Here is a 26,849-nt window from a genome sequence, read left to right as displayed (position 1 = left end):
GCCGCGGATCGCGCCGGTCGGGTCCGCGTCCAGGTCGCGCGGCCTGGGCTCCGGTCCTCGCACGGCCCTCAGGCATAGGCTGTGAGCATGCAGTACTACGAATCCGTCCTCGACCTCATCGGCAACACCCCGCTGGTGCGGCTCAACGCGGTCACCGAAGGCGTGGCCGCGACGGTGCTCGCGAAGGTCGAGTACCTCAACCCCGGCGGGTCCATCAAGGACCGCATCGCCCAGCGCATGATCGACGAGGCCGAGGCCTCCGGCGCCCTGAGGCCGGGCGGCACGATCGTCGAGCCGACCAGTGGGAACACGGGTGTGGGCCTGGCGATGGTGGCGCAGCAGCGCGGCTACAAGTGCGTGTTCGTGTGCCCCGACAAGGTCTCCGAGGACAAGCGGAACGTCCTGAAGGCGTACGGCGCGGAGGTCGTCGTGTGCCCGACCGCGGTCGACCCCGAGGACCCGCGCTCCTACTACAAGGTCTCCGACCGGCTCATCCACGAGATCGACGGCGCGTGGAAGCCCGACCAGTACTCGAACCCGGCGAACCCGGCCTCGCACTACCACCAGACCGGCCCCGAGCTGTGGAAGCAGACGGACGGGAAGATCACGCACCTGGTCGCGGGGGTCGGCACGGGCGGCACGATCACCGGGATCGGCAAGTACCTCAAGGAGGTCTCGGGCGGGAAGGTGCAGGTCGTGGGCGCCGACCCCGAGGGCTCCGTCTACTCGGGAGGGACCGGGCGGCCGTACCTGGTCGAGGGCGTGGGCGAGGACTTCTGGCCCGAGAACTACGACCGCACGCTGGCCGACCGGATCGTGGAGGTCACCGACGCGGAGTCGTTCGCGATGACGCGGCGCCTCGCGCGCGAGGAGGGCCTGCTCGTGGGCGGTTCGGCGGGGATGGCCGTGGTCGGGGCGCTCGCGGTGGCCCGCGACGCCGCCCCGGACGACGTGATCGTGGTGATCCTGCCCGACGGCGGCCGCGGGTACCTCTCGAAGATCTTCAACGACGAGTGGATGACCGAGTTCGGTTTCATGGGCGGCTCCGGCGAGACGACCGTGGGCGAGGTGCTGGGCAGCAAGGGCGCGAACATTCCCGAGCTCGTCCACGTGCACCCGCAGGACACGGTGCGCGAGGCCATCGACATCATGCGCCAGTACGGGGTCAGCCAGATGCCGGTGCTCAAGGCCGAACCGCCGGTGACCAGCGGCGAGGTGGCCGGGGCGGTCGCCGAGCGGGACTTGATGGACGCCCTGTTCTCAGGGCGGGCGACGCTGCACGACCCGATCGAGCGGCACATCGGCGATCCGCTGCCGACGATCGGCTCGGGCGAGCAGGTCGAGCGGGCCGTCGCGGCGCTGCAGGACCGGGACGCGCTCATGGTGTTCGCGGAGGGCAAGCCGGTGGGCGTGCTCACCCGGCAGGACCTGCTCAGTTACGTCGAGCACTGATTCTTCGGCGTTCGGTTGACGCTGTCGACCCCGCCTCCTAATATAAGTAGCAACTTATATTAGGAGGCGGCAATGCCCGATCCCCGAGAGGCGGCATGTCCTGGCTCGAGGTGCGCTTGAGCGAGGAGGGCGAGGGCACCGTGCTCGAACTCGTCCACGAGGCCCCGGTCGACCCGGAGATGTGGCGCCAGTACGGGCCCGGCGCGGTCGGCATCGGCTGGGACGGGCTCCTGCACAGCTTCGGCCACTACCTCGAGACCGCCGAGTCCCTGGACCCCGACGAGTGGGAGCAGTGGATGACCGGCACCGAGGGCATCGCGTACGCGCGCCTCCTGGGCGATGCCTGGGGCGCGGCCGCGATCGCCGACGGCGACGACCCGGAGGCGGCGAAGGCCGCCGTGGACGCGGTCGTCGCGTTCTACACGGTGCCGCCGCAGCAGCCGGAATCGTGAGCGAGGACGCGACGGGCGCTTCGGCCGAGGCCGCGTTCGACGCCCTCGGCGATCCGGTGCGCCGCCGGATCATGGAGCTCCTCGGCGGGGGCGAGCGCCCGGCCGGGGCGGTCGCCGAGGCGCTCGGGACGCTGTTCGCCGGGCGTGGCGGGATCTCCCAGCCCGCCGTCTCCCAGCACCTCAAGGTCCTCCGCGAGGCAGGGCTCGTGACCGTGCGGGCCGAGGGGACCCGGCGCTTCTACGGCGTCGACGCCGACGGGCTCGCGCTCGTGCAACTGTGGCTGGAGCGCTTCGCGGACGGGTTCGCCGGTCCGCTCGACGCCCTCGAGACCGAGCTCGCGCGAGGCAAACGCGAACGGCGCCTTGCCGAACGGCCGCACGAACGCCGCCGCCGCGGCGCCGCCTGAATTGCCGTACCCCGCAGCTGCAGTCGGTTCACAGGCTCGACCCCGGGCGCTCACTCCCGCCCCGGACGTCCTCCCAGCGGCGGAAGGTGAACGTCGCGGCTCGCTCCAGTGCCGTTCGCGTAGTCGCGTTCGGCGAGCGCGCGCAGCCGTTCGTCCATAGTGCTTCCTGAAAGACGTCGGAGGCCGTACGCCCGATGAGCGTACGGCCCCTATGCGACGGGAGCGGCTAGCCGATGCTGATCTTCGGCTTGCGGCCCACCGTGAGGACCGGTTTGCGGGTCTCGGCGTAGAAGTCGTTGCCCTTGTCGTCCACGACGATGAACGCCGGGAAGTCCTCGACCTCGATTTTCCAGACCGCCTCCATGCCCAGCTCGGGGTACTCCAGGACCTCCATCGACTTGATGTTGTCCTGGGCGAGCTTCGCGGCCGGGCCGCCGATGGAGCCGAGGTAGAAGCCGCCGTGGGCCTTGCAGGCGTTCGTCACCTGGTCGGAGCGGTTGCCCTTGGCGAGCATGACGAACGAGCCGCCCGCGGCCTGGAACTGCTCGACGTAGGTGTCCATGCGCCCGGCCGTGGTCGGGCCGAAGGAACCCGACGCGTAGCCCTCGGGGGTCTTGGCCGGTCCCGCGTAGTAGACGGCGTGGTCGCGCAGGTACTGCGGCATCGGCTCGCCCGCGTCGAGGCGCTCCTTGATCTTGGCATGGGCGATGTCGCGGGCGACCACGAGCGTGCCGGTGAGCGAGACGCGGGTCTTCACCGGGTACTTCGAGAGCTCCTCGCGGATCTCGGCCATCGGCCGGTTGAGGTCGACGCGCACGACGTCCTCGTCGAGGTCGTCCTCCTGCACGTCGGGGACGTACCGGCTCGGGTCGGTCTCCAGCTGCTCCAGGAACACGCCCTCGGCGGTGATCTTGGCCATCGCCTGGCGGTCGGCGGAGCAGGACACCGCGATCGCCACGGGCAGGGAGGCGCCGTGGCGCGGGAGGCGGACGACGCGCACGTCGTGGCAGAAGTACTTGCCGCCGAACTGGGCGCCGATGCCGAACTGGCGGGTCAGCTCCAGCACCTGCCGCTCGAGTTCGACGTCGCGGAAGCCGTGGCCGAGCGGCGAGCCCTCGGTCGGCAGCGCGTCGAGGTACTTCGTGGAGGCGTACTTCGCGGTCTTGAGGGTGTGCTCGGCGCTGGTGCCGCCGATGACGATCGCCAGGTGGTAGGGCGGGCACGCGGCGGTGCCGATGCCGCGGAGCTTCTCCTCCAGGAACCGCATCATCGCGTCGGGGTTGAGGATCGCCTTGGTCTCCTGGAACAGGAAGGACTTGTTGGCGCTGCCGCCGCCCTTGGCGATGAACTGGAACTTGTACGCGTCGTCGCCCTCGGCGTACAGCTCGATCTGCGCGGGCAGGTTCGAGCCGGTGTTCTTCTCGTCCCACATGGTCAGCGGGGCCATCTGGCTGTAGCGCAGGTTGAGGTCGCGGTAGGCCTGCCAGACGCCGCGCGAGAGGTGCTCGGCGTCGCGGCCGTCGGTGAGGACGTGGCGGCCGCGCTTGCCCATGACGATGGCGGTGCCGGTGTCCTGGCACATCGGCAGGACCATGCCGGAGGCGATGTTGGCGTTCTTGAGCAGGTCCATCGCCACGAACCGGTCGTTGCCGCTGGCCTCGGGGTCGTCGAGGATCGAGCGCAGCTGCCTGAGGTGCGCGGGGCGCAGGTAGTGGGAGATGTCCTTGACGGCCTCGGTCGCGAGCTGCGTCAGGATCTCGGGCTCCACGGTGAGGAAGCGCCGCCCGGCGGCTTCGACCGTGTTCACCCCGTCCTTGGTGAGCAGGCGGTACTCGGTGGTGTCGGGGCCGACGGGAAGCAGGTCGGTGTAGCGGAACTCCGATGTCACGCGTTCCAACTTAGCGCGCAGGGTGTCGGGGCCGGGTGTGAGGCGAAGCTCAGTCGGCGCGGGGCCGCGAACGGCGCGGCGGGTTCGGTGTCGGGGCCGCGAATGTCGTACCCGGCCGGTAGCGTCACATCCAGGCGGCGCAGTGAAGCCGCACCGCCTGTAAGCAGGTACGATTGCCCGGTTGTCCGTACCGGCCCGAACTCGGGGCGGCGCGGCACGCGCAAGTGAATCCTCCTGCTGCGGAGAGACCGCAGCCGTTGAGACCAAAGGGGGTGGAGCGATCTTGCGGCACTACGAACTCATGGTGATCCTCGAACCGAACATCGAGGAAGCACAGGTCAGCCCGACGCTGGACAGGTTCCTGAAGGGCGTCAAGGACGCCGGAGGGACCGTCGACAAGATCGACGTCTGGGGCCGGCGCCGTCTCGCCTACGAGATCAACAAGAGCAACGAGGGCATCTACGCCGTCATCGACCTGCAGTCCGAGCCCGGTCCCGTCGCTGAGATGGACCGCCAGCTTCGACTCAACGAGTCGGTGCTGCGCACCAAGGTGCTGCGACCGGAGCTTCGGTAACCCGACCCTTGCAACTGCGAGACCTTAGGGAGAAGAGGTCATGGCAGGAGAGACAGTCATCACGGTTATCGGCAACCTCGTCGACGACCCCGAACTGCGTTACACGCCGTCCGGTGCCGCCGTCGCGAAGTTCCGAATCGCATCGACCCCGCGCACGTTCGACCGCGAGTCGAACGCGTGGAAAGACGGTGAGGCCCTGTTCCTCACCTGCAGCGTCTGGCGCCAGTACGCCGAGAACGTCGCCGAGTCCCTGTCGCGCGGTACCCGCGTGATCGTGCAGGGCAGGCTCAAGCAGCGCAGCTACGAGACCCGCGAGGGCGAGAAGCGCACTGTGTACGAGCTCGACGTCGAGGAAGTCGGCCCCGCGCTGCGTTTTTCCACAGCGAAGCTCAACAAGTCCGGCAGCGGTTCCGGCGGCGGTGGCGGTCGTTCCTTCGGGGGCGGCGGCAACACCGGTGGCGGCTCCGCACCTGACGACCCTTGGGCCTCGGCCGCCCCTGCCGGCGCTTCCGCCGGCGGTGGAGGCTTCGACGAGGACCCGCCGTTCTAATCGGGCCGCTGCTTTTCAAGAGCACAGCAGTCCGGTAACGATCTCGAGTAAGAGGCAAGACAACACATGGCCAACCCGAAATCGGCTCCCCTGCGGAAGCCGAAGAAGAAGCCGAACCCGCTTGAAAAAGAGGGTATCGAGTACGTCGACTACAAGGACACGGCGCTGCTGCGGAAGTTCATCTCCGACCGCGGCAAGATCCGTGCCCGTCGTGTGACCGGCGTGACCACCCAGCAGCAGCGCCAGATCGCCGCGGCCGTCAAGAACGCCCGCGAAATGGCTCTGCTCCCGTACACCAGCCAGACCCGCTAAGGAAGGAGCGCAACATGAAGATCATCCTGACTCATGAGGTGCCCAACCTCGGCTCGGCCGGCGATGTGGTCGAGGTGAAGAACGGCTACGGCCGCAACTACCTCCTGCCGCAGGGCCTGGCGATCGCCTGGACCAAGGGCGGTCAGAAGGAAGTCGACGCGATCCAGCGCGCCCGTGCGGCCCGCCAGATCCACGACCTCGACCAGGCTCGCACCGTGGCCGAGCAGCTGAAGAAGACCGACGCCCACATCGTCGCCCGCACGGGCGACGGGGACCGGCTCTTCGGCTCGATCACCGCGGTCGACGTCGTCAAGGCCGTCGACGAGGCCGGGGGTCCGAAGATCGACCGCCGCCGCGTCGAACTGCCCGCCGCGATCAAGTCGGTCGGCACCTACGACGTGTCGGTCAAGCTGCACCCGGAGGTGACCGCGAAGTTCAAGCTTCAGGTCACCCCGGCCAAGCGCCGCAAGAAGTAGGACGCGAAAGCGAACGCGAGGAAGGCCCGCGATCTGTTCGATCGCGGGCCTTTGTCGTACCCGTATGCGACGGTGTCCTTTTCACTGGTAGTGGTGAAGGTGGGAACGGGCGGGTACCCGGGGCCACCCGTACGGCCGCGCCGCGGCCGCACCGCCCGCCCTCAGATCACCCACCCGGCGGTCCGCAGCACCACCGTCACCAGCCCCGCGCCGAGGATCGCGGCCGCCGAGCCGGCCACGCCCGCGCGCCAGCCCGCGCGCGGCAGCCGCAGGAGCACCGCCACGAGCAGGCTCGCCGTGAGCGCCGAGAGCGTCCACGCCCAGCCGCCCGCGATCGCGGTCGAGAGCCGCCCCGCCACGGTGCATCCGCCCTCGGCGCAGGTCGCCTCCACCGGCGGCTGCGAGAGCAACCACGCCAGGTACACGGCCATCGGCACCGCGTACCAGGCGACGGTCACGAGCAACGTCGGCGTGAACGCCCGCTCCCCCGGGCGGTCGTCGCCGTCGGGGTCGAGCCGGGGCCTGCGCTCGGGTTGCCGGGGGGCGTTCATGGGGTCGAGCTCCTCTGATCCGTGCCGGGGGTCGCCCCTCACCTTAGCGGCAAGTTGGCACGAACGAATCTCCGTCCACAGGCGGTGGATAGCGTCGCCGCAGATGAAGACCGTGAACCGAGCTCGGATCACGTTGTTGTCCACAGGTTGTCCACAGGCCCAACGCGGTTATCCACAGGTTATCCACAGCCTTGTCCACAGGTTGTCCACAACCTCGTTTGCAACCGTGCCCGGCGCGACATAGCGTCGTTGACGCCGCCGATCTGTCATATGCGGGCGGTACATTCTCCATGAACGCACGGTGACCGAGGGGGTGGACGGCATGACCGACGTGTCGGCGGAAGGCGTCTACTCGCGGGGCGCCAACGGCTCCAGCAATTCCTATTTCGACACTCCGCCCGAAGACCCGTTCAGCAGCGGCGGGGGCGGTGGCGGCGGTGCCCGCGCCTACGAGCGCACCCCGCCCCAGGACGCCCAAGCCGAGATGTCCGTCCTCGGCGGCATGCTCATGAGCAAGGACGCGATCGCCGACGTCATCGAGGTGCTCGGACCGGGCGACTTCTACCATCCCAAGCACGGCATGGTCTTCGACGCGATCATCGACAAGTTCGGCAACGGCGAGCCCGCCGACGCCGTCACGATCGCCGCGGCCCTCGCCGACACGGGCGACCTCGCCAAGATCGGCGGCGGCCCCTACCTCCACGACCTGCTCAACGCGGTGCCCACGGCCGCGAACGCCGGGTACTACGCGAAGATCGTCAAGGAGAAGGCGATCCTGCGCCGCCTCATCGAGGCCGGCACCAAGGTCGTCCAGTACGGCTACGGCGGCGGCCAGGGCGGGCGCGACATCGACGACCTCGTCGACCTCGCCCAGCAGGCCGTCTACGAGGTCACCGACAACCGCCAGAGCGAGGACTTCGCGGTCCTCTCCGACCTCCTCCAGCCCGCGATGGACGAGATCGAGGCGATCGGCGCCAGCCAGGGCCTCATGACCGGCATCCCCACCGGTTTCGCCGACCTCGACCGGCTCCTCTCGGGCCTCCAGGCCGGTCAGCTCATCATCGTCGCCGGGCGTCCCGGTGCCGGCAAGTCAACGGCCGCCATGGACTTCATGCGGCACGCCTCGCTCCACCACCGGCACGCCGCCGCCCTGTTCAGCCTTGAAATGAGCAAGCTCGAGATCGTGATGCGCCTCTTGAGCGCCGAGACCCGCGTGCCGATGCACGTCCTGCGCTCGGGCGACCTGTCCGACGACGACTGGACGCGCCTGGCCAAGCGCATGGGCGACATCTCCGAGGCGCCGCTGTTCGTCGACGACACGGCCTCGATGACCATGATGGAGATCCGGGCCAAGGCCCGGCGGCTCAAGCAGCGCCACGACCTCAAGCTCATCGTGGTCGACTACCTGCAGCTCATGACCTCGCCGAAGAAAACCGAGTCGCGCCAGCAGGAAGTCTCCGAGATCAGCCGCGGGCTCAAGCTGCTGGCCAAGGAGGTGCAGTGCCCGGTGATCGCGGTCGCGCAGCTCAACCGCGGCCCCGAGCAGCGCACCGACAAGCGCCCGCAGCTCTCCGACCTCCGCGAGTCCGGTTCGCTCGAGCAGGACGCGGACGTCGTCATCCTGCTGCACCGCGAGGACTACTACGACAAGGAGTCCCCGCGCGCGGGCGAGGCCGACTTCATCGTCGCCAAGCACCGCAACGGCGCGACGGACACGATCACCGTCGCGGCCCAGCTGCACCTCTCCCGCTTCGTCGACATGGCGGTATAAGAACGCGCGGTGCCAGCGGCGTCAGTCGCCGAAGAGGATCTGCAGCAGCGTCCGGCGCTCGCGCGCCTTCGGGCTCTCACCGTTCGCGTACTGCGGCAGGGGCGTGGTCGCGGTGCCGTCCTGGACGCCGTTGACCCATTTCTCGGTGTCGATCAGGTGCTCGAGCTCGCCGCGGTCGAGCAGGACGGCGCGGCAGGCCGAGCACTGGTCGACGACGATGCCGTTGCGCTCGTACTGGCGCATGAGGGCAGCACACTTGGGGCAGGTGAGTTGCATGCCCGTCACCGTACTCCGTTTCGGCCCCTTGCGGTTTCGCGAGTGAGGCCGCTCAGCGCCACCATTCGACCGCCATGGACGGGCCGAGGCCCGTCTCCTCCTCGAGCTCGTCGACCACCTCGTCGTCCTGGGCCAGGCCCTGGAACAGCGTGCTGGTCACGGTGCCCGCCACGGCGTCGCGCAGCGGCAGCCACCAGCCGAGCAGCACGACCGGGTACAGCAGGTACCCGAACCGCGTGGACGGCATGAGCAGGAACGCCGCGGAGAGCCCCGCCGCGCACCACAGCGCCGCCGACGCCGCCGTCGCCGGCGGCCGCGTCCACAGCAGCCCCGCGATCACCAGCGCGGCGAGTCCGAGCAGGGCGGGGGCGATGAGGTCGCCGCCCGGGACGTAATGGGCGACAAGGAATCCGGGCAGCGGCGACTGCGCGGGCGAGGTGACCACGCCGTGGCCGAGGCCGAAGGCGATCACGTTGTCGAAGAATCCGCGGGCGTCCACAGCGAGGACGGGCAGCATGGTGGCGGCGACGGGGAGGGCGAATCCCGCGGCGTATCGGCGCAGCCCGCCGTTTCTCGGTCCTGGCGACGCTTGCGAGCGATGAGTTTGCAGAGCCAGGAACGCGATCACGACGGCGGCGGGCCATGCGAAGAGTTTGAGGGCGGCGGCGGCGCCGATCGCCAGGCCCGCGGCGAGGGGGCGTTCGCGGTGGGCGAAGGCGAGTGCGAGGACGATGAGGGCGACGACGGGCATGTCGTCGCCGCCCGTGGCGAACGTCAAGGCGCACACGGGGAAGACGAACGTGGCCTGGACGGCGCGCAGCAGTGGGCCCTTGCCGGCGCCGGTGCTGTTGAGAGCGCTGCCGGGGCCGCCGCGCAGGAGCCGGACCGCCGCGATCGCGCAAGCGGCGGCGGCGAGGAGGAAGTAGACGCGGGCGTCGGTCCACCAGTGCTGGCCGAAGAGCGCGGCGGGGATGCCGAAGACGGCCATGCCGGGCTGGTACGGGTTGTAGCCGAGGAGGGGTTCGGGGAGCGCGGCGATCGCGTCGGCGTGCAGGTACGGGCTGCCGGTGTCGAGGAGGCGCGCGCCGGAGGCCTCGACGACGAGGACTTCTTCCTGGGCTCGTCCGCTGAGTCCGGCGGCGCGGTCGATCGCCATGAACACCAAGGGGATCGCGGTGACGGCGAAGGCGGCGCCGACGGCGACGAAGGCCCGGCGGCGCCAGACCGCTCCGGGCTGGACCAGGAGGATCGCCGCGCAGATCGCGGCGGGGAGGTAGCCGCCGAAGGCGATCGCGCCCCATTGGGCGTGCGAGTCGAGCGTGGTCCACAGCGCGGTGGCGCCCGCGAAGAGCGCGGCCGCGCCGTAGAAGGCGAGGTCGATGACGAGCGGACGGTTGGACACCCGGACAGCGTACGGGTGCGCGGCGAGCCGGAGCGGCTGCGGCCGTTCCCAGGGACCGGGTGTGGCGGTTCGCCGTCGCCCCCGGGTCGACTATGGCGCAGGGGTGTGACATCGGTGCAGGGTGCGGCGGCGGGGAGGTTCGGGTCGCTGAGGTTGCAGGCCCTGTTCGCTTTCAGCGCACGGGAATGCGGGCCCAGACCTCTTGGGTGCCGTCGCCGAGGGAGCGGACGCCCCAGTCGGTGGAGAGCTTGGACACGATGAACATGCCGCGTCCGTGGGCGGAGTCGAGGTTGACGGCGCATACGTGCGGGTGGGTGCGGGAGCCGCCGTCGATGACGCCGACCTCGACGTCGGCGGGGCCGAGCTCGAAGGTCACGCACACGTCCCCGCCGGGGAGCGGGCGGGCGTGCCGCACGGCGTTGGAGACGAGCTCGGTCGCGCACACGAGGAGGTCGTCGCGGACTTCTTCGGGAAGATCGGGGAGCGATTCGCGCAGCCACCGGCGCACCTGGCTCGCCGCTCCGGACTGGTGGGGGACGCGCAGCCGCTCTGGTGCCGGTATCGCAGCGGGCATCGCGGTCCCCTTCCTTCCTCCGTGCCGTGGGGAGGCTATACAGCAACCTACCTGTTAGCTCCGCATGACGCCAGCATTACGACGGACGGTACGTCCGTCTTGAGGCGGCTTGAGGAAGCGGCGCTCTAACCCGCGAGGGTCTGCCGGATCGCGGCCGGACGGTCCGTGAACATCACGTCGACCTCGAGTCCGGCGCAGCGCAGCGCGGTGTCGGCGTCGTTGACGGTCCAGGTGTACACCTGGTAGCCCGCTTCGTGGCTGCGTTCGACGAAACCGGGGGTCGATTCGAGGTAGTCGACCCGTGAGCTGAGCACTTGGACGCCCTCGGGCGGGCGGCGGAACGGGTACTCGAAGATCCAGACGAGCGGCGTGTCCGCGTCCAGGCCGCGCCAGGTCTTGAGCGCGGCGCGGGAGAAGGACATCACCGTGACGTCGAGTCCGGGCCAGCGCCGCAGCGTCTCCCACAGGCGCAGTTCGAGGCGGGGACCGAACTTCGAGGGGTGTTTGGCCTCGATGAACAGTTTGAGGTCTTTGCCGGAGTCGACGACGAGGCCGAAGAGGTCCTCGAGGGTGGGGATGCGCTCGGCTTCGGGGTTGCCGGCGCAGTCGGGGAACTGGTGGGCGAAGTTCAGCTCCCGCAACTGGGCGAGGGTGAGATCCGCCACGGCGCCTTTGGCACCGGCGGTGCGTTTGACGGTGCGGTCGTGGTGGAGGACGAGATGCCCGTCGGCGGTGAGGCGGATGTCGAACTCGAAACCGTCGGCGCCCTCGACGATCGCCTGGCGGAACGCGGCGATTGAGTGCTCCGGGAGGAACTCGTTCGCGCCTCGGTGGGCGGCTATCAGCGGCTGGGACACCCCTTGACGATAGACGCTGAGTCCGACGCCGGGCCCGCTTAGCGGTGTCCGTTCGGGGTGGTGGTGATGAACGTCCCCCGCTCGGCGGAGGCGGGTGAACGGCGGGTGCGGCGGTCAGGGTCGGTCGGCGCGGGTTCGCGCCGCTGGGACGGGTTCGGTTCCGGTGGCGGCGGGTGAGGGGTGAGAGGGAGGATGGGGGCGTGCAACTCGATCCTGAATCCGCGTTCGACGACCAGCCCGAATCCACGGCTCCGCAGGCGTCCCCCGAGGCGGCGGGGCCGCGGGGGTTCACCGGGGCCGGGGAGGGCTACCGCGACCTGGGCTGGGCCAAGATCGACACCGACCGTCCGGCGCGGACCGGGACGGCCGAGGCCGTGTACGCGGCGGGGAAGACGCCCGAGCAGGTCGTCGGAGCGCTCGCGGCCTTGCGCGAGGCGCACCCGGGCCGGGTGGCGGTCGCGACCCGCTGCGACGACGCCTGCACGGCGGCGGTGCGGGAGGCCTTCGGCGATGACGTGCTGGTGGAGAGCGGGGTGTGCGCGGTCGGCGCGTTCCCGGACGCCGAAACCGGGCTGCTCGCGGTGGTGTGCGCGGGGACTTCGGACCTGCCGGTGGCCCGCGAGGCCGCGATCGTGGCGCGGGCCAACGGGATCGACACGCGCTTGGTGGCCGACGTGGGCGTCGCCGGGCTGCACCGGCTCCTCGACAAGGTCGGCGAGCTGCGGGAGGCGGCGTGCGTGATCGTGGTGGCGGGCATGGACGGGGCACTCCCGTCGGTCGTGGCGGGCCTGGTGGCCGCGCCGGTGATCGCGGTGCCGACGTCCGTGGGTTACGGGGCGGCGTTCGGCGGGCTCGCGCCGCTGCTGACGATGCTGAACTCATGCTCCCCGGGGGTCACGGTGGTCAATATCGACAACGGCTTCGGCGCGGCGATGGCCGCGTCGCGGATGCTCGGCGTGAAGGCGGCGCAGGCGTGAACGCGCAGGGCGAGAGCGGTGCGGTCCGGATCGCATGGCTGGACTGCTCGGCGGGCGCGAGCGGCGACATGTTCCTGGGTGCTCTGGTCGACGCCGGGGTGGAACTGGCGGTGATGCAGGCAGCGGTGGACGCGCTCGGAACCGAGCCGGTCCGCTTGCTGGCCGACAGGGTCACGCGGCACGGTCTTGTCGCGACGAAGGTGGACGTCGAGGCCCCGGAGGTCGCGACGGACCGGCGCTGGCGGTCGATCCGGGGGATGCTCGAAGGCGCGGAGCTCGACGCGGCGGCCCGGAAGCTGGCGTTGGGGGCGTTCGCGCGGCTGGCGGCGGCGGAAGCGGCCGCGCACGGGATCGACGAGGAGGACGTGCACTTCCACGAGGTGGGCGCGCTCGACTCGATCGCGGACATCGTGGGCGCTGCAGCGGGCTTGGCGGCGTTGGGCATCGACCGATTGACGGTCTCGACGGTGACCGTGGGCGGTGGCACGACGCGCGGCTCGCACGGTTCGATCCCGCTGCCCGCCCCTGCGGTGCTGCGGGTGCTGGCCGATGCGGGCGCACCGGTCGTCGGCGCGGTGCCTTACGAGGCGTGCACGCCGACCGGCGCGGCGATCATCGCGGCCGCGGCTTCCGGCTACGGCCCGATGCCGGAGATGGTGGTCGAGCGGATCGGTGCGGGCGCGGGCGGCCGCGACCCGAAGGAGCGCGCGAACCTGCTGCGGCTCTTGGTGGGCCGCGAGGTCAGCGCGCCGGGCCGCGGATCGCACGTCCATCACGACCAGGGCATCGCCTCGGCGGGCCACGGGCACGGGCACGCGCACCGACCTCACGACCACGACCATCACGGGCGCCACGTGCCCGCGGCGCCGGAAACTCGCGATGCCGCGCCGCGAAAGGCGCACGTCCGCAGCGGTGCGAGTGCCGAGGCCCATGGAGGCAACGCGCAAGCGCCCGCGAAACCGGTCGTCATCGAAACCAATGTGGACGATCTCGATCCCCGCCTGTGGCCCGCCGCGCTCGCGGCGCTGCTCGCCGCCGGGGCCTCGGACGCCTGGCTGACGCCGATCCTCATGAAGAAGGGGCGCCCGGCGCACACGGTTCACGTGCTGTGCCGTCCCGAGGCGATCGAAGCGGTGCGGTCGGCGCTGGTCCGGCACACCACGACGATCGGCATGCGCTACTACGAGATCGAGAAGAACGCGCTCGAACGCCGGTACGCGCATGTCGATGTGGACGGTCACCGGATCGGCGTGAAGATCGCGCTGGAGGACGGCGAGGTCGTGAACGCCTCGGTGGAGTACGAGGACGCGGCCGCCGCGGCCGCCGCTCTGGGGCGTCCGCTCAAAGTGGTGATCGCGCAGGCCACTGCGCTTGCGGCCGAGCACTATTAGGCGGGCCGCGACGCTGGGACCGTACCGATATCCTGCCCGCATGATCGATTTCGAGAACGGTTCGCTTTTCAAGCTCAAGCTCACTGACGACCCCGGCTTCCGCGACGAGGTCCAGCCGCTGCTGGTCGACGGTGAAGAGGTCGCCCTGGCCTTCGAGGGCGTGCGCGACTTCGTGGTCTTCACGAACAAGCGGGTCATCGCCGTCAACGTGCAGGGCGTCACCGGCCGCAAGAAGGACTACACCTCGCTGCCCTACAACAAGATCCAGGCCTACTCGGTCGAGACCGACGGCCTGATGGACAACGACGGCGAGCTCGACCTGTGGTTCAGCGGCCTCGGCCGGGTCCGCTTCGAGTTCAAGGAGAACGTGGACCTGCCCGCGATCGCCAAGCACATCGCCGCCTGCTCCCTCTAGTAGACCTGCTGCGGCGCAGGGAATCCCGTTCGTGGTGCCTACGGGCGGGGCTCCCTGCGCCGCGTCGTCCCCCGGCCCTTGCGGCCGGGAGCGGCTCAGTGCCCGCCGTGGGAACTGGCGGAGGCGCTGACCGGGACTGTGCCGATCTCCTCGCCTTCGCCGAGGACCACGAACTGGCCCATCATCCCCGAGTCCTCGTGGACGAGGATGTGGCAGTGGTACATGTACGGCAGGTTCGGGTCGGTGTAGTCGGCGAAGCGCATCGCGAGCCGGTACTTGGCCTGCGGGTTCAGCTGGACCGTGTCCTTCCAGCCGCGCAGGCGCGGCGGCGGCTCCCGCCCGTCCACGGTGAGCACCTGGTACTGGACGTCGTGGACGTGGAAGTTGTGCATGAAGCCGTCCGAGTTCTCGACCTCCCAGACCTCGACGGTGCCCTCGCGGACCCCGAAGTCGATCCGCATGGGGTCCATGGACTCCCCGTTGATCTGGTTGAAGCCCGAGAGGGAGAACGAGCGCTCGGCGGCGATCTCGGCGTCCGCGAGGTCGGGGGCCGTGCCCATGGACTCGGGGATCTCGGCGGTGTCGGCCAAGGTGCCGGCGGCCCGGAACTCGCAGATGTCGAGCCGGTCGTCGCCGCCGTTGAAGCGCCCGAGCGGGCCCTCGTAGCCTTCGTCGGCCGGGTTGGAGCGGAGCGCCACGGTCTCGCCGGGTTCGAAGGCGACCACGATCTCAGCGCGCTCGCCCGGTGAGAGCTGGAGGCGGTCGGTCTCCCAGGCGGTGGGGAGCAGGCCGCCGTCGGTGGCGATGAGGGAGAACGGCCGGTCGTCGCTGAAGCCGAAGTTGTACAGGCGCGAGACCGAGCCGTTGAGCAGGCGCAGGCGCACCAGGCGGGTGGTGACGTCGAAGTAGGGGCCGAGGGTGCCGTTGACCATGATCTCGTCGCCGAGGATGCCCTGCATGCTCATGAACGAGGCGTTGTCGTTGAACTGGTTGTCGCCGTTGAACTTGCGGTCCTGGACGATCATCGGCACGTCGTCCACGCCGTACTCGGAGGGCAGGTTCAGGCCCTCGGACTCGTCGTCGTCGACGATGAACATCCCGGCGAGGCCCCGGTAGACGTGGTTGCCGGTGCGACCGTGGGGGTGCGGGTGGTACCAGAGGGTCGCGGCGGGCTGGTTCAGCGTCCACTGGGGAGCCCAAACGCCGTCGGGTTCGACCTCCTGGTGGGGGCCGCCGTCCATGACCGAGGGCAGGTGCATCCCGTGCCAGTGGATCGAGGTGCCCTCGTCGAGGCCGTTGTGCACGGCGAAGGCGACCTCCTCGCCGCGCTTGGCGCGGATGGTCGGGCCGAGGAAGGGGCCGTTGACGCCCCAGGTCTCGGTCTCACGGCCGTCCTTGAAGGCGACGGTGCCGGACTGGATCTCGAGGTTGAAGATCCGGGCGCCCGAGGCGTCCTCGGTCGACTCGGCCAGCGGGGGGACGGCGAGGGGGGTGTCGAAGTCGACCTCGCCGACGGTCTCGAGCTTGGACTTGTTCCAGAAGTAGCCGAGGGTCCCGGCCCCGCCGAGCACGACCGCCCCGACACCGCCCCCGACGCCGATGAGGGTCCACTTGAGTGCTTTACGCCGCTTCATGGTTGCAATGTTCGTGCGGCGCCTCGGCGGTTGCATCGGGCCGGGGAAGGCAATCCGCGTACCACCCGGGGATGATGCCGCGGCCCCGCGTCAACCTCCAGTAGCGGAGCCGGGGCGAGCACTGCTCGCCTCCGTTCACTCCTTCGCGTGAATCCGCCACACCCGAATTTTCCGAATTGACCTGATTTGCACGCCGGTGTTCGAACTCCGGCTTCCCATAGCCGCGGCGAACCGTCGTACCGGTCTGGGAGCCTGGCCTTTTTCACTGGTAGTGGTGAAGGTGGGAATGGGCGGGTACCCGGGGCCTCCCGTATGCGCGCGCGGCCGCGCCGCGCTGCGGCAATTCGCCGCAGCTACAGGTACAGGTACAGGTGCAGGTACAGGTACAGGTACAGGAGGATCACGGCCCGAGCGGGCCCCGCGCGGTCAGGCCTCGGTGAGGTAGCCGCGCAGGTGCGCCGTGTTCACCGCCGCGGCGCGGCCCGCGACACCGAGCTTCGCCATCGCCCGCGAGAGGTGCACGCTCACCGTCTTCTCGGAGATGTACAGCTCCGCGCCGATCTGCTTGTTCGTCAGCCCGCGCGCCACCTGCCGCAGCACCGCAAGCTCCCGCGGCGTCAGCGGCGACGTCGTCGGCACCGCCGCATCAAGGCCCGCCCGCTCCGCGAGCGCGCACAGCTCCTGCGCCAGCGGGGTCGCCCCCAACCGCAACGCGGTCGCCTTCGCCTCGGTGAGCACCGCGACCGCTTCCGTGCGCGACTCGGCTCCCGGCGCTGCCAGCAGCGCCTCCGCGAGCCGCCACAGCGCGAGGGCCTGCCGGTACGGCTCGGCCCAGGTCCGGTCCTCGAGTGCAGCGCCATCGGCTCCGGCCTCGAACAGCGCCAAGGCCTCGGAGGCGACCGGGTCGCGCAGCGCGAGCTCCAGCCGCGCCTGCTCGTCGAGGTTCACGCCGAAGTCGAGCGCGCTCGAGGGGCGCTCCAGCGGCACCGCAACCGATCCGGTGCCGGCGTTGCGGTAGTCGAAGGCCGCGGCCGCCGTGCGCCACAGGTCCGGGTCGCCGTCACTGTTAAAACGGGACTCCTCGGCGTCGAGCTGGGCGATCCACGCAATGCCCTCCGGGCCGAGCGTGCCGGAGAGCGGACGGCCGTGCTCGTTGAAGAACCGGGCCCGCTCGGCCAGGCGCTCCCCCGCCGAGACAGCGTCCTTCGCCCCGGTCGCGTCGCCTTCGCGGCGCAGCCGCTGAGCGAGGTCGGCGGCGGCCCCGACACCGGCGGCGCAGACCGAGACGCCCGCGAGGTAGTAGCCGCGCATACGGGTCATCCGCTCGGTGGCGCGCTCCGCGCGGCGCAGCGCGTCCTCGGGGCGGCCGCGCCAGCGGTCGAGTTCGACGCCGCACAGCGAGGCCAGCGCGAGCACCTGCCCGTCGAGCTGCCAGCGGTCCGCGAGGTAGTCGAGGCGCCGGTCGGCGGCGTCGAAGCGGCCGCGAGCGACGTCGACGAGGAGCACGGCGGCGGCGAGGCGGGTGAGCACGACGCCGGGCAGGACGCTGGAGGCCATCTCGCCGTTCGCGTCGACCTCGTCCCAGCGGCCGATCATGTAGTTGGAGATGACTTGGCGCACCGCGGTTTCGAGGCCGTAGCCGCTCCACTTGTCGCCGGTGCTGCGGGCCAGGTCCATGCCGCGGTTGAAGTGGGTGAGGGCTTCGGCTATGCGGGCGGCCTCGACCATGACGAGGCCGTTGTTGAAGTGCGCGCGCAGTTCGACCTCGTGCCAGCCCTTGCCGCGCACGAGCGCGCGGGCCTCGTCGTTGCGGGTGACGGTCTCTTCGAGGGTCTGCCCGCCGCGGCGGAACGCGCCGATGCTGTGCGTGAGGATCGCGTCGGCCTTGGCGGCGAGGTGCCCGTCGTGTTCGTCGGCGGTGCCCGCCGCGGCGACAGCGTCGGCGGTGGCGATGGCGCGGGCGCACCATTCGGCGGCCTCGTCGTACTTGCGGCTGTGGTAGATGGTCCGCGCGACCACGGCCTGGGCCCAGGCCTTGATGGTGTGCGGCTCGTCGTCTTTGACCAGTTGCCATGCCTCCCAGGCGACCCGGTGGGCCTCCTGCTCGCCTCCTTCGATGGAGAGGAGGTGTTTGGCGTATTTGCGGCGGGTGTAGGCGCCTTGGAGCCGGTCGCCGGAGGCGTCGGCGAGGCGCACTGCGGCGGCCGAGTACGACTGGGCGCGTTTGATCTCGCCGGATGCCTCGGCGTTGGAGGCGGCGCGGACGGTGAGGCGCAGTTCGGTGAGGCCGTCGGGTCGCTTCTCGGCGGGGACCTTCCCGAACAGGGTGAGGGCCCGCTCGAGGTGGAGCAGGGCCTCGGCGGGGGCGGCGAGTTCGACGGCCTCGTCGGCGGCGCGCACGGACGCGGAGAGGGCGCAGGGGAGGTCGCCGGATTCGTGGGCGTGGTGGGCGAGTTCGGCCTCGGCGCCCTTGCCGTTGTCGTCGGCGAGGGATTCGGCGATCTTCTGGTGGTAGCGGATGCGTTCGCCCGGAAGGAGATCGGTGTATACGGCCTCGCCGAGTAGGGCGTGGCGGAACGCGTACGTGTCCGCGCTCTTCTGGACGATGATGCCGTGCGAGATCGCGGCGCGCAGGGCCTGGTCGAGTTCGCGTTCGTGGCGCAGGCCGTTCTCGTCGAGCATCGACCAGGCGGCGGCGTTGAGGCGCTGGTAGGTGAAGCGGCGGCCCATGACGGAGGCGAGCTGCACGACCTGCTTGGCCGATTCGGGGAGGCGTTCGAGGCGGGCGAGGAGGACTTCGGCGAGTTCGAAGGTGACGGTGTGCGTCTCGGCGGCGGCGAGTTCTTCGGCGAGGAACGCGTTGCCTTCGGAGGCGGCGGCGATCTTGGCGACGGTCGCCTCGTCGAGCCCGGTGTTGAGTTCGCGCACGAAGTCGGCGGCGTGCTGGGCGTCGAAGGGGTCGAGGTGGAGGCGCTGCACGGCGGGGAGGCGGACGAGCTCGGCGAGGAGGGGGCGGAGCGGGTGGGCGCGGTGGACGGCGTCGGCGCGGTAGGTGCCGAGGATGAGGACGCGCTGGCCGGTGAGGCGGGAGGTGAGGAACGCGAGGAGGTCGCGGCTGGAGCGGTCGGCCCAGTGGAGGTCTTCGAGGGTGAGGACGAGCGGCTGCGCGGCGGAGAGGTCGGCGAGGGCCGCGTGGAAGGCCTCGAAGAGGCCGAGGCGGCCGAGGTCGCCTTCGGCGGGGGTGGGGTGGCCGGGGAGGAGGGGGCTGAGGCCGGGGTGGTTCGCGGCGAGGTCGGGGTTGTCGCGGGCGAGGGCGCCGACGATCTCGGCGAAGGGGAGGTAGGGGAGGGCGGAGTCGGCGGTGTCGAGGCAGTGGCCGGTGACGGTGAGGACACCGTCACCGGCGTTGTCGTTGAATTCGTGGAGGAGCCGGGTCTTGCCGACCCCCGCGTCGCCGGAGACGAGCACTGTCGCGGGGCGCCCGCCGCGGGCGGCGTCGAGCGTCTCACGGAGTGTGGCGAGTTCGGCGTCGCGGGCGAACAGGGGGAGGTCGGAACCCAGGCGCGGCATGTCAGCAATCATGACACGGGCCTATGACGTTCCGCGCCTGTCATTTCGCCGGATGGGCATGGTCGGCGCGCTGTCCGCCGGCGGGCTTGCCGGACTGCTCGCCGCGGCCGAAGGCCTTGGCGACGCGGGAGGCGAGGCCCGCGTGGCGGACGTTCGCGCCGCCGCGGCGGGTGGCCTTGGCGGCCCTGACGAGCGCGCGGGCCTGGCGTTCGTTCTCGGCCTGCTTGATGAGCTCCTCGGAGCGGGCGAAGTGGAGGTAGTTGAGCTCGAAGTCGTTCATGTGAACTTCCTTTGGTGTCGATGGCCGGATTTTCCGGCCTGACACCAATGCTCCGGCTGAGGCCGGGCAGGGGGCATCAGGCGTCCGCGTCGGGTGGGGCCTTACCCGCCTCAGTTTCGGGTGCGACTGCGCCTCAGTCCCTTACTTTCCGGCTGAGGGGCCTTACCCTGGCCAGGCGCGAGGGCCACCAGACGGCCCGCCCGGCGTCGAACGTGAGCGCGGGGACGAGGAGCGAGCGGACGATCACCGTGTCGAGGAGGACCCCGAAGGCGACGACGAACGCGATCTGCGCGAGGAACAGGATCGGCAGGACGGCGAGCGCCGCGAACGTGGCCGCGAGCACCACCCCGGCCGATGTGATGACCCCGCCCGTGGCGACCAGGCCCCGCAGCGTCCCGGCGCGCGTGCCGAGCCGCGCCGACTCCTCGCGGACCCGCGTCATGAGGAAGATGTTGTAGTCGATCCCCAAGGCCACCAGGAACACGAAGCCGAACAGGACCACGGTGGGGTCGGCGCCCGGGAAGCCGAAGAGGTGGTTGAAGACCAGCGCCGAGACGCCCATCGTGGCACCGAACGACAGCACGACGGTGGCGGTGAGCAGCAGCGGCGCCAGGATCGACCGCAGCAGCAGCATGAGCACCGCCAGGATGACCGCGAGCACGATCGGGATGATGACGGCCCGGTCCCTTTCGGAGGTCGCCAGCGTGTCGAGCTGGATCGCAGTGGGGCCGCCGACCTTCGCATCGGCGCCGTCCACGGCGTGCACCGAGTCACGCAGACGTTCCACAGTGTCCATCGCGGCGTCGCTGTCGGGCGCGTCCTCCAGGACCGCCTCGATCAGCACGAGTCCGTCGGCTTCGAGCACGACCCCCGACGCGTCGGTCTTCGGGGCCGCCGCGGCGACGCCCTCCACTTCGGCCGCCGCCAGGACCTCCTCCAGGGCGTCGGCGTCCGCGACGACCACCGCGGGCGCACCGGAACCGGCCGGGAAGTGATCCGCCAGCACCTCCTGGCCCGCGACGGAGTCGACCCCGGTGAGGAATACGTCGGTCTGCGCGGTGCCGTCCGCCTTGAGCTGCAACATGAAGGCGGCGGCCACAAGCAGGCCCGTGGTCGTGGTCACCCAGACGGCCCGCGGGCGGCGGGCCACGAGCCCGGCGGCCGCGGACCACAGCCGGGAGCGGCGCCTGCCCCTCCCGGGCACGCGGCGCGGCCAGAACGCCGCCCGCCCCAGCAGCGCGAGCACCGCCGGGAGGAACGTCACCGCGGCCAGGAACGCCGCGGCGATGCCGATGGCCGCCACCGGCCCCAGGCCCCGGTTCGATTCGAGCCGGCTGAACAGCAGGCACAGCACGCCGAGGATCACGGTCCCGGCCGACGCGGCGATCGGCTCGATCGTGGCGCGCAGGGCCTTGCGGACGGCGGTGAAGCGGTCGTCTCCGGCGTCGAGCTCTTCACGGAACCTCGCCACGAGCAGCAGCGCGTAGTCGGTGGCCGCACCGAACACGAGGATGAACAGGATGCCCTGGCTCTGGCCGTTGAGGTCGATCGCGCCCGCGTCGGCGAGGGCGTAGACGACGGCGCTGGCGGCGGCGAGCGCGAACCCGCACGAGAGGAGCACCAGCAGCGGCAGCAGCGGGGACCGGTAGACGAGGACGAGGATGACCGCGACGACGGCGGCGGCCACGAGCAGGAGCAGGCCGTCGACGCCGCTGAAGGCTTCGCCGAGGTCGGCGCCGAGCGCGGCCTGGCCGGTGAGGAGCACGTCCAGGCCGGCGGGGCGGTCGTCCTCAAGGACGGCGCGGATCGCGGCGACCGCTTCGGATTCCTCCGCCGCGGCGTCGATGAGGACGACGAGCTGCGCGGCTTCGGGCGGGGTCTCGGCGGAGAGCCGCGGCGGGATCGGCGGCACGGCGAGGTGTTCGAGTTCGGTCAGGGAGGCGTTCGCAGTCTCAAGGTAGGCCCGGTCGGCGGCGGTGAGGCCGCCGCGCCGCTCGGCGACGATGATCGCGGGGGTCGCGCGGGTGTCGTCGAATGCGGCCCGCATCTCGTTGACCTCGGTGGACTCGACTGTGGACGGCAGGAAGGCGGAGCCGTCGTTCGAGGCGACCTCGCTGAGTTTCCCGGCCGACGGGCCCGCGAACGCACCGAGGGTGAGCCAGGCCAGGGCCAGGAGTGCGGGCAGCAGCCAGCGCAGGCGTCGGCGGGGTCGCGGTGCTCCGCGTGCCATGGTTCGGGTCTCCTCGCGGTGCCGAGTGGTTCGACGAATCACGAGTTCGGCGATCGAACCGGTCGACTACAGGCTGCGTTGCGCATGTAGTGAGGATGACCCCTGGGGCGTTCACCGGCGGCTCTGACACGCCCGACCCGACCAGCTGCTCCGCCGCGATCCAGGCTCAGTCGCTGGGCGGCCGCACGTGCACCTGCGCCGGGACGATACCGACGGGGCAGGAGAGGCCGGTGGGGCCGTGGTTGCAGTACCCGTTCGGGTTGTGGTGCAGGTACTGCTGGTGGTAGCCCTCGGCGAGCCAGTAAGCGCCGGCGGGGACGATCGCGGTCGTGATCGGGCCGAGCCCGGCGGCGCGGACGATCGGCTCGAACACCTCCTTGCTCGCCTCGGCGGCGGCCTGCTGCTCGGAGGTGGTGGTGAACAGGACCGACCGGTACTGGGTGCCGACGTCGTTGCCCTGCCGCATGCCCTGCGTCGGGTCGTGGTTCTCCCAGAAGACCTTGAGCAGCTGCTCGTAGGCGACCGCGCCCGGCTCCCAGACGACCTTCACGACCTCGGCGTGACCGGTCAGACCGGTGCAGACCTCCTCGTAGGAGGGCGTCTCGGTGTTGCCGCCCATGTAGCCCACGGAGGTCGTCCACACCCCGGGGACGCGCCAGAACAGGCGTTCGGCACCCCAGAAGCAGCCCATCCCGAAATAGGCGGTCTCAGCGCCCGGGCCGGGCGAGCCTTCGATGGGGTGCTGCAGGATCGGGTGAGTGGTGCTCATGCGGCAAGTCTGTCACGCGCGAATAACGATCGCCAGCCTTGGACACGGGACGTTAGCGTATGCGCATGGTTGCAGACATCGGCAAGATCACCTTCGACTGCCAGGACGCGTACGCACTCTCGCTGTTCTGGACTAAGGTCACCGGCTACACCGAGGACCCCGACGACCCGAACCTCCCCGACCACGAGGAGAACTTCATCGGCCCTGACGGCGGCCACCCCGGACTGCTGTTCGTCAACGTGCCCGACGGGGCCAAGCGGATCAAGAACCGCGTCCACCTCGACCTCGTGCCCGACACCACCCGCGATGAGGAGGTCGAACGCCTGCTCGGCATCGGCGCGACCCTCGTCGGCGACCACCGCAAGGACGACGGCACCGGCTGGGTGACCCTGGCCGACCCTGAGGGCAACGAGTTCTGCGTCGAGCGCTCCAAAGCCGAACGCGGCGAGGACTGAGCGACGCCGCGGGCGCTCCCGGTCGAACCGGGGGCGCCCGCGGCGCGAAGTCTGACGGGCCTTGCGGAGTGCGAACCTGCCGAGGGGAGCGGGGCCCTACTTCTCGGCGAGGGCGTCCATCTGGCCGTCGCCGTCCGCGTCCACCACGGCCGCGTCGTACTTGCCGTCGCCGTCGTGGTCCAGCAGCACGTGGTCGATGACGCCGTCGCCGTCGGAGTCCACGGCCTTCATGTCCGCGGTGCCGTCGCCGTCGATGTCCACGTGGTACTCGACCGAGCCGTCCTCGTTGCGGCGCACGCCGACCGTCTCGTCGACGCCGTCACCGGTGATGTCCATCTTGTGTACTTCGTCGAAGCCCATGAGGCGCCCCTTAACTGAAGTGGGAAAGTGTTGTCTGCACGATAGCGTGCCTATCCATAGGCAGTGGTACTCGCGTCGGTTAGCGTAGGGACATGCATGAGGGTCACGGGTTTTCCACACGAGCCATCCACGCCGGGCAGGAGCCCGACCCGCTCACCGGCGCGGTCGTCCCGCCCATCTACGCCACCTCCACTTACAAGCAGGACGGCGTCGGCGGACTCCGCGGCGGCTACGAGTACTCCCGATCGGGCAACCCGACCCGCACCGCCCTCGAGACCTGCCTCGCGTCGATCGAAGGCGGCACCCGCGGCTTCGCGTTCGCGTCCGGCCTCGCCGCCGAGGACACCATCCTGAGGGCCCTCCTCGCCCCCGGCGACCACGTCGTCATCCCCGACGACGCCTACGGCGGCACGTTCCGCCTCTTCGACAAGGTCGCGACCCGCTGGGGCGTCGAGTACACCGCCGCCCCCATCACCGACGTCGCCGCCGTCGCCGCGGCCATGAACGCACGCACCAAGATGGTGTGGATCGAGACGCCCACCAACCCGCTCCTCAACATCGCCGACATCGAGCAGCTCGCCGACCTCGCCCACCGCAGCGGCGCCCTCGTCGTCGTCGACAACACCTTCGCCAGCCCCTACCTGCAGCAGCCCCTCGCGCTCGGCGCCGACCTCGTCGTGCACTCCACGACCAAGTACATCGGCGGCCACTCCGACGTCGTCGGCGGCGCGATCGTCGTGCAGGACGGCGAGATCGGCGACGCCATCGCGTTCCACCACAACTCGATGGGCGGTGTCGCCGGACCCTTCGACGCCTTCCTCACCCTGCGCGGCATCAAGACCCTCGGGGTGCGCATGGACCGCCACTGCGACAACGCCGAAGTCCTCGCCGAGTTCCTCGCCGGGCACGCCAAGGTCGCCGAGGTCCGCTACCCCGGCCTCTCCACCCACCCCGGACACGACGTGGCGGGCAAGCAGATGAAGCGCTACGGCGGCATGATCTCCTTCCGCCACAAGGACGGCGAGCAGGCGGCGGTCGACCTCTGCGCCCGTACCGAGGTGTTCACGCTCGGCGAATCGCTCGGCGGCGTCGAATCCCTCATCGAGCACCCCGGCCGCATGACCCACGCCTCCGCCGCAGGCAGCGCCCTCGAGGTCCCCGCGGACCTCGTGCGCCTGTCCGTCGGCATCGAGGACGCGGACGACCTCCTGGCCGACCTGCGCCAGGCCCTGGGATAGACGGACCGGCACCTCGCTGTGCCGCCTGAGAAGCGCAGCCCCCGTGAGAAAGAAGGACGTGCAGTGAGCTGGTCGGGAACCACCGCGCAGCAGATAGCCAAGGCGGTCCGGCGCGGCGACGCCGACGCCGCGATCGTCGTCGACCACCACCTCCGCCGTATCGAGGACCACCGCGAGGCCGAAGGCGCCCTCACCAGCGTCCGGAAGATCGAATCCCTCGCCGAGGCCGCGGCCGTCGACGAGATCGACAACCGCGACTCCCTGCCCGCCGCGGGCGTGCCCGTGGCCGTATGCGAGCAGCTCGCCGTCACCGGGCACGCGCCCCGGCTCGGCTCCAACGCCGCCGTCCTGCCGATCGCGGACACCGACCACCAAGCGGTGCAGCGCATCCGCGGCGCCGGCGCCGTGGTCGTCGCCTTCGGGCGCTCCTCCGAGCTCGGGCTCTGGCCCGCCACCGACGACGACGGGAACGTCCCGGCCAACCCGTGGCGCCCCGACCGCGGCGTCGGCGGCCCCAGCGGCGGCACCGCGCTCGCGGTCGCCACCGGGGCCGCGCCCATCGGCATCGGCCTCGACGGGCCCGGCTCGGCCGGCGGCGTGCGCACCGCGGCCGCCGCGTGCGGCATCGTCGCCTACAGCCCCGAGCATGTTCCCGCCGACATCAACACCGACCCTGAGCACTGGCTCGGCGCCCACACGGGGGTCATGGCGACCACCGTCGAGGACGCCGCGCTCGCGTACGCGGCGCTCACGCACCGCCACCCGCGCTCGACCGGCGACCCCGGGCGACTGCGGATCGCGGCCACCAACGTCGCGCCCCTCCCGGCGCGCGTCGACGACGACGCCACCAAATGGCTCCTCAAAGCCGTGCGATCCCTCACCGACCTCGGCCACGACACGTTCCGCGCCAAGCCCCGCTTCGGCGCCCGCCTGACCCCGGCCTCCTCCGGGGCCTGGACCTGCGCGGCGTACCTGCGCAGCCTCAAATGCGGCCCTGACGGGCTGCAGCGGCGCACCCGGCGGCTCGTGTCCGTCGGCGAGAGGACCTACCTGCGGGGCCTGTTCGGCGGCGTCCTCGGCGACGGCAACCGCGTCCGCCGCCACCTCGAGGACTGGTTCGACCTCGAGGACTACGACCTGCTCATCACCCCGGGCCTCCCCGCGGCGCCTCCGGCGGCCAAGGAGTGGTCCACGGAAACCCTGCGCGCCAACGTGACCCACCTCGCCAGCGCCGCAGCGTTCACCGCCCCGTTCGGCCTCGCCGGCCTCCCGGCCCTGGTCGTCCCGGTCGGGATGCGCAGCGACGGCGCTCCGGCCACGGTCCAGCTCGTCGGCCCGCCCGGCTCCACCGGCCGCCTCTTCGACGTCGCGGCCCAGCTGATCGCCAAACTCCGTCCCCGCCGCTACGCGCCCGGACTCAGCTGGGACTGACGGAGACCTTCAGGGCCCCTCGCGCTCGGCGCGAGGGGCCTTTTCGACGCCACGGAAGCACGCCGCCCGACCGACCCCACCAGCACCGCAAACCCCCAGCTCACCAACGTGACCGCCGTCTCCAGCCCCTCCCTGGGGCGGCCCCCGAACACTGTGTAAACTAGTCCCGGTTCCAAGGTCTAGGCCTCTGGAACGCCAATCAAGGGGCTTTGGCGCAGTTGGTAGCGCGTTTCCATGGCATGGAAAAGGTCAGGGGTTCGAATCCCCTAAGCTCCACTGAATCGGACATTGAGTATATGAGCGGTCATCATGCTGATGACCGCTCTTTGCTGTTCCAACGGTGTTTGTGGGCGATAAGGTCGCCACACGATCCTCAGGCCGTACTGAGATAGGGGCCCTGATCCTCTTGCGCTGCAGTCGGACTGGAGAGCCAGTTCGCGTGGACATGGACTGTCCGGTCTTCGGCGACATCGTAAGAGTCGATGTGGAGCAGGTGGTGCATGCGGGGGTTGGCTTCTCGCGTGCATGTCGGTTCTGCGTCAGGTTTTGTGACGGTC

The 26,849-nt window shown here is 70.7% G+C and carries 25 protein-coding genes, 1 tRNA gene and 1 pseudogene; 15 read left to right on the top strand and 12 right to left on the bottom strand.

Annotated elements, in window-relative coordinates:
* Nucleotides 1-87 precede the first annotated feature (87 nt).
* The 3 genes from O1R50_RS22160 (at nt 88) to O1R50_RS22150 (ending at nt 2,311) form a co-directional block, all read left to right on the top strand.
* A complete protein-coding gene (locus O1R50_RS22160; RefSeq protein ID WP_270112410.1) occupies nt 88-1,452 on the top strand; it encodes a cystathionine beta-synthase in 1,365 nt (454 codons plus the stop codon).
* A gap of 95 nt (nt 1,453-1,547) precedes the next feature.
* Nucleotides 1,548-1,904: an SRPBCC family protein gene (locus tag O1R50_RS22155; RefSeq protein ID WP_270112408.1), complete on the top strand. Its 357-nt coding sequence runs from the start codon at nt 1,548-1,550 to the stop codon at nt 1,902-1,904.
* Nucleotides 1,901-2,311 (top strand): ArsR/SmtB family transcription factor, encoded by a 411-nt coding sequence (locus tag O1R50_RS22150; protein WP_270112407.1) that lies wholly within the window; start codon nt 1,901-1,903, stop codon nt 2,309-2,311. The genes O1R50_RS22155 and O1R50_RS22150 overlap by 4 nt, the downstream gene beginning before the upstream one ends.
* Before the next feature lie 226 nt (nt 2,312-2,537).
* Here O1R50_RS22150 and O1R50_RS22145 read toward each other — a convergent pair whose 3' ends face one another.
* Nucleotides 2,538-4,208: a fumarate hydratase gene (locus O1R50_RS22145; protein WP_408612787.1), complete on the bottom strand. Its 1,671-nt coding sequence runs from the start codon at nt 4,206-4,208 to the stop codon at nt 2,538-2,540.
* A gap of 274 nt (nt 4,209-4,482) precedes the next feature.
* On the opposite strand from O1R50_RS22145, the gene rpsF reads away from it, so the two are divergent.
* From rpsF to rplI, 4 genes are all read left to right on the top strand, one after another.
* Nucleotides 4,483-4,773: a 30S ribosomal protein S6 gene (gene rpsF, locus O1R50_RS22140; protein ID WP_270112405.1), complete on the top strand. Its 291-nt coding sequence runs from the start codon at nt 4,483-4,485 to the stop codon at nt 4,771-4,773.
* A gap of 40 nt (nt 4,774-4,813) precedes the next feature.
* A complete protein-coding gene (locus O1R50_RS22135; RefSeq protein WP_270112404.1) occupies nt 4,814-5,323 on the top strand; it encodes a single-stranded DNA-binding protein in 510 nt (169 codons plus the stop codon).
* A gap of 66 nt (nt 5,324-5,389) precedes the next feature.
* On the top strand, nt 5,390-5,635 hold the full coding sequence (gene rpsR / locus O1R50_RS22130) for a 30S ribosomal protein S18 (RefSeq protein WP_030160643.1): 246 nt from the start codon (nt 5,390-5,392) through the stop codon (nt 5,633-5,635).
* A 14-nt stretch (nt 5,636-5,649) separates the two neighbouring features.
* Nucleotides 5,650-6,111 (top strand): 50S ribosomal protein L9, encoded by a 462-nt coding sequence (rplI, locus tag O1R50_RS22125; protein ID WP_270112402.1) that lies wholly within the window; start codon nt 5,650-5,652, stop codon nt 6,109-6,111.
* Nucleotides 6,112-6,272: 161 nt separating this feature from the next.
* Here rplI and O1R50_RS22120 read toward each other — a convergent pair whose 3' ends face one another.
* Nucleotides 6,273-6,662 carry a hypothetical protein gene (locus O1R50_RS22120; RefSeq protein WP_270112401.1) on the bottom strand — a complete coding sequence of 130 codons (390 nt, stop codon included), beginning with the start codon at nt 6,660-6,662 and terminating at the stop codon, nt 6,273-6,275.
* A 301-nt stretch (nt 6,663-6,963) separates the two neighbouring features.
* Here O1R50_RS22120 and dnaB point away from each other — a divergent pair, with 301 nt between their 5' ends.
* Nucleotides 6,964-8,433, top strand: a complete 1,470-nt coding sequence (gene dnaB / locus O1R50_RS22115) for a replicative DNA helicase (RefSeq protein ID WP_270112400.1) — start codon at nt 6,964-6,966, stop codon at nt 8,431-8,433.
* Nucleotides 8,434-8,582: 149 nt separating this feature from the next.
* On the opposite strand, the pseudogene O1R50_RS26525 reads toward dnaB, so the two are convergent.
* The 4 genes and pseudogenes from O1R50_RS26525 to O1R50_RS22095 all read right to left on the bottom strand — a co-directional run.
* Nucleotides 8,583-8,709, bottom strand: a pseudogene (locus tag O1R50_RS26525) (TFIIB-type zinc ribbon-containing protein); the annotation flags it as partial.
* Between the two features lie 52 nt (nt 8,710-8,761).
* Nucleotides 8,762-10,111, bottom strand: coding sequence for a glycosyltransferase 87 family protein (locus O1R50_RS22105; RefSeq protein WP_270112398.1), 1,350 nt, complete (start codon nt 10,109-10,111; stop codon nt 8,762-8,764).
* A 172-nt stretch (nt 10,112-10,283) separates the two neighbouring features.
* Nucleotides 10,284-10,685, bottom strand: a complete 402-nt coding sequence (locus O1R50_RS22100; RefSeq protein WP_270112397.1) for an ATP-binding protein — start codon at nt 10,683-10,685, stop codon at nt 10,284-10,286.
* Between the two features lie 125 nt (nt 10,686-10,810).
* On the bottom strand, nt 10,811-11,542 hold the full coding sequence (locus O1R50_RS22095) for a glycerophosphodiester phosphodiesterase (protein ID WP_270112396.1): 732 nt from the start codon (nt 11,540-11,542) through the stop codon (nt 10,811-10,813).
* A gap of 200 nt (nt 11,543-11,742) precedes the next feature.
* Here O1R50_RS22095 and larB point away from each other — a divergent pair, with 200 nt between their 5' ends.
* From larB to O1R50_RS22080, 3 genes are read left to right on the top strand one after another with little or no spacing between them, the layout of a single operon-like run.
* On the top strand, nt 11,743-12,519 hold the full coding sequence (gene larB / locus O1R50_RS22090; RefSeq protein WP_270112395.1) for a nickel pincer cofactor biosynthesis protein LarB: 777 nt from the start codon (nt 11,743-11,745) through the stop codon (nt 12,517-12,519).
* Nucleotides 12,516-13,910, top strand: a complete 1,395-nt coding sequence (gene larC / locus O1R50_RS22085; protein WP_270112394.1) for a nickel pincer cofactor biosynthesis protein LarC — start codon at nt 12,516-12,518, stop codon at nt 13,908-13,910. Before larB ends, larC begins: the two co-directional genes overlap by 4 nt.
* Nucleotides 13,911-13,950: 40 nt before the next feature.
* Complete coding sequence (locus O1R50_RS22080; RefSeq protein ID WP_270112393.1) at nt 13,951-14,325, top strand: PH domain-containing protein; 375 nt, start codon at nt 13,951-13,953, stop codon at nt 14,323-14,325.
* Nucleotides 14,326-14,420: 95 nt separating this feature from the next.
* Here the strand turns inward: O1R50_RS22080 and O1R50_RS22075 are convergent, their stop codons facing one another.
* The 5 genes from O1R50_RS22075 to msrA all read right to left on the bottom strand — a co-directional run bounded on the left by O1R50_RS22075 (nt 14,421) and on the right by msrA (nt 22,808).
* Nucleotides 14,421-15,959: a multicopper oxidase family protein gene (locus tag O1R50_RS22075; protein WP_270112392.1), complete on the bottom strand. Its 1,539-nt coding sequence runs from the start codon at nt 15,957-15,959 to the stop codon at nt 14,421-14,423.
* 426 nt (nt 15,960-16,385) lie between these two features.
* Nucleotides 16,386-19,529 (bottom strand): helix-turn-helix transcriptional regulator, encoded by a 3,144-nt coding sequence (locus tag O1R50_RS22070; RefSeq protein WP_270112391.1) that lies wholly within the window; start codon nt 19,527-19,529, stop codon nt 16,386-16,388.
* 40 nt (nt 19,530-19,569) lie between these two features.
* Nucleotides 19,570-19,809: a hypothetical protein gene (locus O1R50_RS22065; protein ID WP_270112390.1), complete on the bottom strand. Its 240-nt coding sequence runs from the start codon at nt 19,807-19,809 to the stop codon at nt 19,570-19,572.
* Nucleotides 19,810-19,942: 133 nt separating this feature from the next.
* Nucleotides 19,943-22,039: an MMPL family transporter gene (locus tag O1R50_RS22060; RefSeq protein ID WP_270112389.1), complete on the bottom strand. Its 2,097-nt coding sequence runs from the start codon at nt 22,037-22,039 to the stop codon at nt 19,943-19,945.
* 166 nt (nt 22,040-22,205) lie between these two features.
* A complete protein-coding gene (msrA, locus tag O1R50_RS22055; protein ID WP_270112388.1) occupies nt 22,206-22,808 on the bottom strand; it encodes a peptide-methionine (S)-S-oxide reductase MsrA in 603 nt (200 codons plus the stop codon).
* Between the two features lie 65 nt (nt 22,809-22,873).
* Between msrA and O1R50_RS22050 the strand changes: the two genes are divergently transcribed.
* Nucleotides 22,874-23,263, top strand: coding sequence for a VOC family protein (locus O1R50_RS22050; protein ID WP_270112387.1), 390 nt, complete (start codon nt 22,874-22,876; stop codon nt 23,261-23,263).
* 96 nt (nt 23,264-23,359) lie between these two features.
* On the opposite strand, the gene O1R50_RS22045 is transcribed toward O1R50_RS22050, so the two are convergent.
* A complete protein-coding gene (locus O1R50_RS22045) occupies nt 23,360-23,623 on the bottom strand; it encodes a hypothetical protein (RefSeq protein WP_270112386.1) in 264 nt (87 codons plus the stop codon).
* A 92-nt stretch (nt 23,624-23,715) separates the two neighbouring features.
* Here O1R50_RS22045 and O1R50_RS22040 point away from each other — a divergent pair, with 92 nt between their 5' ends.
* From O1R50_RS22040 to O1R50_RS22030, 3 genes are all read left to right on the top strand, one after another.
* Nucleotides 23,716-24,861 (top strand): cystathionine gamma-synthase, encoded by a 1,146-nt coding sequence (locus O1R50_RS22040; RefSeq protein ID WP_270112385.1) that lies wholly within the window; start codon nt 23,716-23,718, stop codon nt 24,859-24,861.
* Between the two features lie 63 nt (nt 24,862-24,924).
* On the top strand, nt 24,925-26,292 hold the full coding sequence (locus tag O1R50_RS22035) for an amidase (protein ID WP_270112384.1): 1,368 nt from the start codon (nt 24,925-24,927) through the stop codon (nt 26,290-26,292).
* Between the two features lie 203 nt (nt 26,293-26,495).
* Nucleotides 26,496-26,568: transfer RNA gene (locus tag O1R50_RS22030), tRNA-Ala, on the top strand.
* Nucleotides 26,569-26,849: the final 281 nt, after the last annotated feature.

The organism is Glycomyces luteolus, from assembly GCF_027622875.1.
Lineage (GTDB): Bacteria > Actinomycetota > Actinomycetes > Mycobacteriales > Micromonosporaceae > Glycomyces > Glycomyces luteolus.
Note: the sequence above shows the minus strand (reverse complement) of the source record. Positions and strands in the feature narration are given on the sequence as shown.

Excerpts from the sequence above, each read along its gene's own strand:
- O1R50_RS22160 (WP_270112410.1), top strand. The coding sequence starts at position 88 with ATGCAGTACTACGAATCCGTCCTCGACCTCATCGGCAACACCCCGCTG.
- O1R50_RS22155 (WP_270112408.1), top strand. The coding sequence starts at position 1,548 with ATGTCCTGGCTCGAGGTGCGCTTGAGCGAGGAGGGCGAGGGCACCGTG.
- O1R50_RS22135 (WP_270112404.1), top strand. The coding sequence starts at position 4,814 with ATGGCAGGAGAGACAGTCATCACGGTTATCGGCAACCTCGTCGACGAC.
- rpsR (WP_030160643.1), top strand. The coding sequence starts at position 5,390 with ATGGCCAACCCGAAATCGGCTCCCCTGCGGAAGCCGAAGAAGAAGCCG.
- rplI (WP_270112402.1), top strand. The coding sequence starts at position 5,650 with ATGAAGATCATCCTGACTCATGAGGTGCCCAACCTCGGCTCGGCCGGC.
- O1R50_RS22120 (WP_270112401.1), bottom strand. The coding sequence starts at position 6,662 with ATGAACGCCCCCCGGCAACCCGAGCGCAGGCCCCGGCTCGACCCCGAC.
- O1R50_RS22100 (WP_270112397.1), bottom strand. The coding sequence starts at position 10,685 with ATGCCCGCTGCGATACCGGCACCAGAGCGGCTGCGCGTCCCCCACCAG.
- O1R50_RS22080 (WP_270112393.1), top strand. The coding sequence starts at position 13,951 with ATGATCGATTTCGAGAACGGTTCGCTTTTCAAGCTCAAGCTCACTGAC.
- O1R50_RS22075 (WP_270112392.1), bottom strand. The coding sequence starts at position 15,959 with ATGAAGCGGCGTAAAGCACTCAAGTGGACCCTCATCGGCGTCGGGGGC.
- O1R50_RS22070 (WP_270112391.1), bottom strand. The coding sequence starts at position 19,529 with ATGCCGCGCCTGGGTTCCGACCTCCCCCTGTTCGCCCGCGACGCCGAA.
- O1R50_RS22065 (WP_270112390.1), bottom strand. The coding sequence starts at position 19,809 with ATGAACGACTTCGAGCTCAACTACCTCCACTTCGCCCGCTCCGAGGAG.
- O1R50_RS22060 (WP_270112389.1), bottom strand. The coding sequence starts at position 22,039 with ATGGCACGCGGAGCACCGCGACCCCGCCGACGCCTGCGCTGGCTGCTG.
- msrA (WP_270112388.1), bottom strand. The coding sequence starts at position 22,808 with ATGAGCACCACTCACCCGATCCTGCAGCACCCCATCGAAGGCTCGCCC.
- O1R50_RS22050 (WP_270112387.1), top strand. The coding sequence starts at position 22,874 with ATGGTTGCAGACATCGGCAAGATCACCTTCGACTGCCAGGACGCGTAC.
- O1R50_RS22045 (WP_270112386.1), bottom strand. The coding sequence starts at position 23,623 with ATGGGCTTCGACGAAGTACACAAGATGGACATCACCGGTGACGGCGTC.
- O1R50_RS22040 (WP_270112385.1), top strand. The coding sequence starts at position 23,716 with ATGCATGAGGGTCACGGGTTTTCCACACGAGCCATCCACGCCGGGCAG.